General features: G+C 70.9%; 8 protein-coding genes and 1 pseudogene. 4 read left to right on the forward strand and 5 right to left on the reverse strand.

What is annotated here, in order from left to right:
- Positions 1–94 precede the first annotated feature (94 nt).
- Positions 95–445: a bleomycin resistance protein gene (locus AX690_RS08230; RefSeq protein ID WP_066682767.1), complete on the forward strand. Its 351-nt coding sequence runs from the start codon at positions 95–97 to the stop codon at positions 443–445.
- Here the strand turns inward: AX690_RS08230 and AX690_RS08235 are convergent.
- From AX690_RS08235 to AX690_RS08245, 3 genes and pseudogenes are all read right to left on the reverse strand, one after another.
- Complete coding sequence (locus AX690_RS08235; protein WP_066682768.1) at positions 426–842, reverse strand: HK97 family phage prohead protease; 417 nt, start codon at positions 840–842, stop codon at positions 426–428. The genes AX690_RS08230 and AX690_RS08235 overlap by 20 nt on opposite strands.
- Positions 839–1,087, reverse strand: a complete 249-nt coding sequence (locus AX690_RS08240; RefSeq protein ID WP_066682769.1) for a hypothetical protein — start codon at positions 1,085–1,087, stop codon at positions 839–841. Before AX690_RS08240 ends, AX690_RS08235 begins: the two co-directional genes overlap by 4 nt.
- Positions 1,084–2,369 (reverse strand): annotated as a pseudogene (locus AX690_RS08245) (phage portal protein). Before AX690_RS08245 ends, AX690_RS08240 begins: the two are co-directional and overlap by 4 nt.
- Here AX690_RS08245 and AX690_RS22150 point away from each other — a divergent pair.
- Positions 2,368–2,769 (forward strand): endonuclease domain-containing protein, encoded by a 402-nt coding sequence (locus tag AX690_RS22150; RefSeq protein WP_082769569.1) that lies wholly within the window; start codon positions 2,368–2,370, stop codon positions 2,767–2,769. The pseudogene AX690_RS08245 and the gene AX690_RS22150 overlap by 2 nt on opposite strands.
- A 13-nt stretch (positions 2,770–2,782) precedes the next feature.
- On the opposite strand, the gene AX690_RS08255 is transcribed toward AX690_RS22150, so the two are convergent.
- Together AX690_RS08255 and AX690_RS24220 are read right to left on the reverse strand one after the other, a co-directional pair.
- On the reverse strand, positions 2,783–3,976 hold the full coding sequence (locus tag AX690_RS08255) for a DNA-packaging protein (protein WP_369798186.1): 1,194 nt from the start codon (positions 3,974–3,976) through the stop codon (positions 2,783–2,785).
- Positions 3,918–4,397 (reverse strand): hypothetical protein, encoded by a 480-nt coding sequence (locus AX690_RS24220; RefSeq protein WP_369798187.1) that lies wholly within the window; start codon positions 4,395–4,397, stop codon positions 3,918–3,920. Before AX690_RS24220 ends, AX690_RS08255 begins: the two co-directional genes overlap by 59 nt.
- A 189-nt stretch (positions 4,398–4,586) precedes the next feature.
- Here AX690_RS24220 and AX690_RS08260 point away from each other — a divergent pair, with 189 nt between their 5' ends.
- Positions 4,587–5,339, forward strand: a complete 753-nt coding sequence (locus AX690_RS08260) for an SDR family NAD(P)-dependent oxidoreductase (RefSeq protein WP_066682773.1) — start codon at positions 4,587–4,589, stop codon at positions 5,337–5,339.
- A 272-nt stretch (positions 5,340–5,611) separates the two neighbouring features.
- Entirely contained in the window at positions 5,612–7,195 is a 1,584-nt protein-coding gene (locus AX690_RS08265; protein WP_066682774.1) for an aldehyde dehydrogenase (NADP(+)), read from the forward strand.
- The last annotated feature ends 66 nt before the right edge of the window (positions 7,196–7,261 follow it).

Genomic DNA, 7,261 nt, shown 5'->3' on the forward strand with positions numbered 1-7,261 from the left:
AGCTCGCCCCCTCCGGCCCTCTGGGCCACCTCCCCCGCGTCGCGGGGGAGGATCTCCTATTGCCAGCCTCGCGCCTTCACGCGACTCTGACGCCATGCCTGACCGCGCCACGCCGAATCTTCCGTCCAGCGACTTCGACGCGACCGAGAGCTTCTATGCGGCCCTCGGCTTCGAGCGGGCCTCGCGCGATCCGGGCTGGATGGTGCTGGAGCGCGGCCGGCTGACGCTGGAGTTCTTCCCGTTTCCGGGCCTGAAGCCGGCCACCAGCAACTTCGCCTGCTGCCTGCGCCTGGACGATCTCGAGGGCTTCTACGCGGTCTGCCAGGCGGCCGGGATCGAGGAGAAGACCGAGGGCTTCCCCCGCCTGCACCCGCCCGGCGATAAGAAGATCATGGCCGCCCTGATCGACCCGGACGGCACCCTGCTCAGGCTGATCCGGAACTGAGGGTCAGCCTAGCGCCCGGCAGCATCGGGAAGGTGACGATCGACACCTCCCAGAGCTCGACGCGGGACAGCACGCGCAGGCGGCCTTGCGTCCGCGCCTTCACCTGGCGAAAGCCGATCGACAGGCCGTCCAGCGCGCCGGCCTCGACCAGGGCGGCGACCAGGCGGCCGCGCGGGGTGGTCCGCAGAATCCGCCCCCGCACGAACAGCCCCTTGGCGTCCTCGACGACCGCGTCCCAGACGCCGATCGGCTCGGCCTCGTCGTGCTGGTGCAGCATCTTCACGGGCGTCCCGGCCGCCAGGCTCTCGGCGAAGGCGCCGGCGGCGGTGACGTCGTCATTGAGGTCTCGGGTCCAGAACAGGGACGCGTAGCCTTCGATCTTCAAGTCTTCGCTCATCGCGAACGCTCCAGCTTGGCTTCGATGCGGTTCAGCGACTGGCGGGTGGCGTCGGCCTGGGCCTCGAGGCGCGCCAGGCGCTCGGCCACCGGGGCCTGGGCCTCCAGCCGACGCTGCATCTCGTCGATCCGCGCCGAGGCCTTGCCGGCCCACAGCAGGGCGGCGGCGGCCTGCAGGGCCACGGCCACCAGCACGGCGGCCGACACCTGGCGGTCCAGCCGCCAGCGGGTGGCGGGCGCGCTCAATGCTCCAGCCCCGCCAGCCGCCGCCGCTCGGCGTCGGTCAGGAACGACGCCGCCTCCAGCCGGCTCCACAGGGCGTCGCGCTCGGCCGACAGGGCCGGGACCGCGTCGAGGTCGGGAGCGATCCGCGCGCCGGGAAACTTCACCGCCAGCCAGGCGGTCAGGGCCCGCGCCGCCCGCTCGGCCAGCGGAACCACCGTCCCGCGCCAGAAGGCGGCGTTGGCCTCGCGGTAGTTGGCGTAGGTGTTGTCGCCGGGGATGCCGAGCAGCTGCGGCGGCACGCCGAACGTCAGGGCGATCTCGCGGGCGGCGGCGTGCTTGCCTTCGGTGAAGTCCATCTCGGCGGGGCTCAGAGACATGGCCCGCCAGTCGAGCCCGCCCTCCAGCAACAACGGCCGGCCGGCGTTGGCCTGGCCGGAGTGAGCATTGGCCAGCTCGGTCTTCAGCCGGTCGAACTGCTCGTCGGTCAGGCGGTCGCCGGCGTCCTTGGATGAGTAGACCAGCGCGCCGGAGGGCCGGGCGGAGTTGTCCAGCAGCGCCTTGTTCCAGGCGCTGGAGGCGTTGTGGACGTCGATCGCGAAGGCGGCGGCTTCCAGCGGCGAGAAGCCGTAGTGGTCGCTGGTCGGGTTGAAGAGCCGCAAGTGCAGCACCGGCAGCCAGCCGTCGCCGTCCCGCCCGATCCGCACCGTGCGCCCGGCGGCCTGGTAGTCATAGGCTAGCGGCCAGCCGCGCGGGCCAGGAACCACGGTCATCCGGTCGGGGCGCAGGGCGTAGAGCTCAGCGGGCGCGCCGTCGCCGGCCGCCTCCAGATAGCCGTTGCCGGCCACCTGCAGATTGCCGAAGAACGCCTCCATCAGATCGGGTCCGCCCTGCTCGGGATTGGGGCGGTCCAGCAGCCGCTTGAGCGGATGGTCGTCGGCGCGGCGGCCCTCGACGAACACCGCCAGAGGCGTGGCGGCGGCGGCCTCGGCGATCATGCGGACACAACGATAGGCCACCGGGTTCTTGCCGAACCCCTCGGCGGCCAGCGCGCCATAGTCCCGCGGCGTCCACTGCGGCCGCCCGCCCGTGGTCAGCGCGATCAGCCGCGCGGCGCGGGAATCCTTGCGCTCGGGCGGGCGCGGTTTGGAGAAGAGCATGGCGGGGGGCTCCGGTGGATGGAGTTGAGAACGAATGAGGAACGATGTAGGGTTGTGGGGGAGGCGAACGCTCTCAAAGATCCTCCCCCGCGATGCGGGGGAGGTGTCGCGGAGCGACGGAGGGGGCGAGCACCGGAGAAGCCAATGAGACCTCCCCTTGTGCAGAGACTGACGGCGCAACGCTTCCGCCGAGAGCTGACGCTGCCCGAAGGTTTGCTTTGGCGTGAATTGAAGGGCCGCAAGATCGGCGGGCTACAATTCCGCCGACAGCATCCTGTTGGTCCTTACATTCTCGATTTCTACTGCGAGGCCTTGCGTCTAGCCGTCGAGGTCGATGGCGAATGGCATTGCTTCGATAGTCGACCGCGCAGAGACGCAGAGCGTGACGCGTGGCTGGAAGATCGCGGGATCGTCACGCTCCGCATTCCGGCTCGAGACATCCTCGCCTTGCCGGAGACGGCTGTCGGGCGAATACTGGAAGTCGCCAGCGCTCGCCCCCTCCGGCCCTCTGGGCCACCTCCCCCGCATCGCGGGGGAGGATCTTGATCATCGGCGCCCCTCACAACGCCCTCAGCCTCGGCCGCCGCACCGAGCCCAGCATCAGCTCGCTGACCGCCCAGACCAGCGCGTCGGCGCGGTCGGGGCTGTGTTCCAGGTCGCCGGAGCCGAGCGCCATCAGTTCCTCCTCCAGCGCCACGAACGATCCGCAGTGCAGGACCCGGCCCTGTTCGTAGAGCGCGGCCACCGGCTCGGCCCGCGCGCGCTTGCCGACCGACGCCCGCACCAGCTTCACCCGGCACGGCGGGTCGGCCTGGGCCAGCACCGACCGCACCATGTCGCCGCCCTGGTTGGCCTCGGCGACGAGGGCGTCGGCGTTCCACAGCCTCGCGGCGGCCACGGCCCTGCCCGCCCAGCCGGCGGGAGACAATCCCCGCGCGGTCTCGTCGGCCAACACGAACGCGCGGTCGTCCCTTCGGCCCACGATCACGATCCCGCAGGCGTCGCCGCCGGCGGTGGCAGGCGGGTCGACCGCGACGACCACGCGGTCCAGACGCGCCGGCCGCGCGGCGCGGCACCGGGCGAGATCCTCGGCGCGGAACAGGCCGCCGTCGGTCTCGACGATGACCCCGTCCAGCTCCTGGGCGGCCAGGCGGGTGCCGCCGTAGAGGCTCTCCACAGTCCGCAGGAAGGCGGGCGCGAGATTGCCGGCGTTGGCGCTGGTGCCCGCGCGGGTCAGGGAGACGCCGGGCTCGGCCATCAACACCTTGAGCGCCCGATGGGGCTTGGGCGTCGTGGTCACGACCAGGCGCGGATCGGTCCCCAGGCGCAGGCCGAAGCGCAGCATGGCCAGGGTGTCGCCGGGCTTAGGCCAGGCGCAGAACTCGTCGGCCCAGGCGGCGTGGAACTGCGGGCCGCGCAGACTGTCGGGGTCCTCGGCCGAGAACGCGTAGGCGCAGGCGCCGTTGGGCCAGACCAGGCGCCGGCGGGAGGCTTCCCAGCGGGGGCGCTCGTCCGGCGGCGACAGCGCCTGGAGGCCGGACGGCCCCTCGATCATCACCTCACGCACATCGTGGAAGGTGGGACCGACCAAGGCCAGCCGAGCGCCAAGGCCGGCCTGTTCGATCAGCCAGGCGGCGCCAGCATAGGTCTTGCCCGCGCCGCGCCCGCCAAGGAACAGCCAGGTGGACCAAGGATTAGGCGGGGGAACCTGGTGGTCCGCCCGGAGGCGGAGCGTTCGAAGGCTGTCCGCCAATTGGCTCGCCAGGTCCGGACGGCTCTCGTCGATCCCGCTCAGCCAGGTATTTAAGCTCTCGGGATCCAGCAAACTTCGCCAGTCGTTCGCGCACCTCGGCATGAAGCTCGGCGATACGCTGGGCGTTCCATGGGACGTCGTCATTCATTGGGGTCTCCGTAGTGTTCCGGTCGGGGCCGTCGTCGGCCTTGGCGGCGCGCTGCAAGCTCGAAAGCGCGCGGCCAACCCGGCGGGCGCTTCCCCGGAACAGCTTGATGGCTCGGCCGGCCTTCGCGGTCTTGGCGGCGATCTCCATCCGCGCCTCGGAGGTCTTGTCCTCGCTGGCGGTCAGAATCTCTGACGCCGCCTTGGCGTAGGTCAGGGAGACCAACTCCTCGATGGCGTTGAGGGCGGCTTCGATGTCTTCGCTTTTCTGGGCCATGACACAAAGGTACGGCGCCAGCGGACGCGGATGATCCAGAAGCCTGTAAAAGTGACAAGTCTCTGATTTCCTACAACTCCATCTCGCCTACGCCGAGCATAGAGCGCGCTGAACGCTCGTACTTGCCCTCGCGGGCGGCTCGACATCAGCCCTCGCCCCGGCCACCTTGGCGAAAAAAAGGGAGAGAGCATGATCGACCTGACCGGAAGGACCGTCCTGGTCACCGGCGCCTCGTCCGGCATCGGGGCGCATCTGGCCCGCCGGGCCGCAGACGCCGGGGCCAAGGTGGCGCTGGCCGCGCGCCGCGCCGAGCGGCTGGAGGCGCTGGTCGACGAGATCGGCCCGAACGCGGCGGCCTTCTCGATGGACGTCGAGGACGAAGGCTCGATCATCGCCGGCTATGACGCCATCAGCGACCGCCTGGGCGCGCCGGACACGGTGATCGCCAACGCCGGGATCAACATCCAGGGCTCGGCCCTCGACATCGAAGCGGCGGACTTCGACAAGGTGATGGGCGTCAACACCCGCGGCGTGTTCCTGACGGCCCGCGAGGGGGCGCGGCGGATGATCCTGGCCGGGTCCGAGCAGACCGGCCGAGGCCGCGTCCTGCTGGTCGCCTCGATCGGCGCGCACAAGGTGCTGCCCGGCGTGACCGCCTACTGCGCGTCCAAGGCCGCCACGGCCATGATGGGCAAGAGCCTGGCCCGCGAATGGGCCCGCAAGGGGATCAACGTCAACGTCCTTTGCCCGGGCTACATCCGCACCGAACTGAACAGCGACTGGTTCGACACCGAGGGCGGCGCGCGGCTGGTCGGAAGCTTCCCTCGCAAGCGGCTGATGGACGAGGACGACCTGACCGGCACGGCGCTGTACCTGTGCTCGGACGCGGCGCGGGCGGTGACGGGCAGCGTGTTCACGGTCGACGACGGGCAGTCGCTGTAAAATCCTCTCCCCAAGGGAGAGGTGTCGGCGTAGCCGACGGAGAGGGAAGTCTCGGCGGAAACTCCGCAGACCTTCCCCCTCCGGCGCTTCGCGCCACCTCCCCCGCTAGGGGGAGGATTTACTTGGCGCCTATGCGAAACCGGGCTTCAAAGCCCCCTTCGGGAACGGCCGCGGACAACTTCGCGCCGAAAGCCGGATCGCGCGCATGGACTTGTCATGTTAGCGCTCCCATCTATAGCGATCGCAACGACAACACTTGCAGGACGACCAAAGTGCATCTGACCGGCCAGCTTCTGATCGGCGGCGAAAGCCGCAAGGGGACCAACGGCGAGATCAAGGGCGTCAATCCGGCGACCGGCGAGATCCTGGAGCCCGCGTTCGGCGGCGCGACCAAGGCTGATGTCGACGCGGCCGCGGCCCTGGCGCACGAGGCCTTCGCCAGCTACCGCGCCCTGCCCTACGAGACCCGCGCCACCTTCCTGGAATCGATCGCCGAGCACATCGAGGCCATCGGCGACGACCTGATCGTCCGCACCATGGCCGAGACCGGCCTGCCCCGCCCGCGCCTGGAAGGCGAGCGCGGCCGCACCGTGGGCCAGCTGCGCCTGTTCGCCAGCGTGCTGCGCGACGGCGGCTTCCTGGAAGCTCGCATCGACCCGGCCCAGCCGGACCGCAAGCCGCTGCCGCGACCGGACCTGCGCCTGCGCAACGTGCCGCTCGGTCCCGTGGCCGTGTTCGGGGCGTCAAACTTCCCGCTGGCCTTCTCGGTGGCCGGCGGCGACACCGCCTCGGCCCTGGCGGCCGGCTGCCCGGTCATCGTCAAGGCTCACCCGGCTCACCCCGGCGCCTCGGAGCTGGTCGGCCGCGCCATCCAGGCCGCCGTCGCCGCCTGCGGCCTGCACCCGGGCGTGTTCTCGATGATCCACGACAGCGGCTACGAGGTCAGCCAGGCCCTGGTCGCCGATCCGCGCGTCAAGGCCGCCGGCTTCACCGGCTCGCGCCGCGGGGGCCTGGCCCTCCTGGCCATCGCCCAGGGCCGTCCCGAGCCGATCCCGTTCTACGCCGAGATGAGCAGCATCAACCCGGTGATCATGCTGCCCGCCGCCCTGAAGGCGCGCGGCGCGGCGATCGCCCCGGACTTCGTGGCCGCCCTGACCCTGGGCGCGGGCCAGTTCTGCACCAATCCGGGCCTCATCCTGGCGATCGAGGGTCCCGAGCTGGACGCCTTCGTCGAAGCCGCCGGCAAGGCGGTCGAGGCGGCTCCGGCCTCGGTCATGCTGACCCCCGGCATCTGCCAGGCCTTCGCCCATGGGGTCGCGGCCCTGACCGAGGCCAAGGAAGTGACCACGGTCGCCCGCGGCGTCCCCGGTCCCGACGGCAGCCACACCGGCCGCGCGGCCCTGTTCAGCGTCGCGGCCAAGGACTTCCTGGCCAATCCGCACCTGCACGAGGAAGTGTTCGGCGCGGCCTCGGTCGTGGTCCGCGCCGCCGACCAGGCCGAGCTGGAGAAGGTGATCGCCGCTGTCGAAGGCCAGCTGACCATCGCCATCCACATGGACGAGGCCGACCACGGCATCGCCGCGGCCCTGCTGCCGACCCTGGAGCTGAAGGCCGGCCGCATTCTCGTGAACGGCTTCGGCACGGGCGTGGAAGTGGCCCCGGCCATGGTCCACGGCGGCCCGTTCCCGGCCACCAGCGACGGCCGCACGACCTCGGTAGGCACCCTGGCCATCGCCCGCTTCCTCCGCCCGGTCAGCTACCAGAACCTGCCCGAAGCCCTGCTGCCGGCCGAGCTGAAGACCGACAACCCGCTGGGCATCGCGCGGCGGGTCGATGGCAAGGTGATGGTCGGCTGAGGGCGGATTTAAGATCCTCCCCCGCGATGCGGGGGAGGTGGCCCAGAGGGCCGGAGGGGGCTAGCT

The organism is Caulobacter sp. CCH9-E1, assembly GCF_001556515.1.
Lineage (GTDB): Bacteria > Pseudomonadota > Alphaproteobacteria > Caulobacterales > Caulobacteraceae > Caulobacter.

Coding starts and splice junctions, on each gene's coding strand:
- AX690_RS24220 (WP_369798187.1), bottom strand. CDS start 4,397: ATGGCCCAGAAAAGCGAAGACATCGAAGCCGCCCTCAACGCCATCGAG.
- AX690_RS22150 (WP_082769569.1), top strand. CDS start 2,368: ATGAGACCTCCCCTTGTGCAGAGACTGACGGCGCAACGCTTCCGCCGA.
- AX690_RS08260 (WP_066682773.1), top strand. CDS start 4,587: ATGATCGACCTGACCGGAAGGACCGTCCTGGTCACCGGCGCCTCGTCC.
- AX690_RS08235 (WP_066682768.1), bottom strand. CDS start 842: ATGAGCGAAGACTTGAAGATCGAAGGCTACGCGTCCCTGTTCTGGACC.
- AX690_RS08230 (WP_066682767.1), top strand. CDS start 95: ATGCCTGACCGCGCCACGCCGAATCTTCCGTCCAGCGACTTCGACGCG.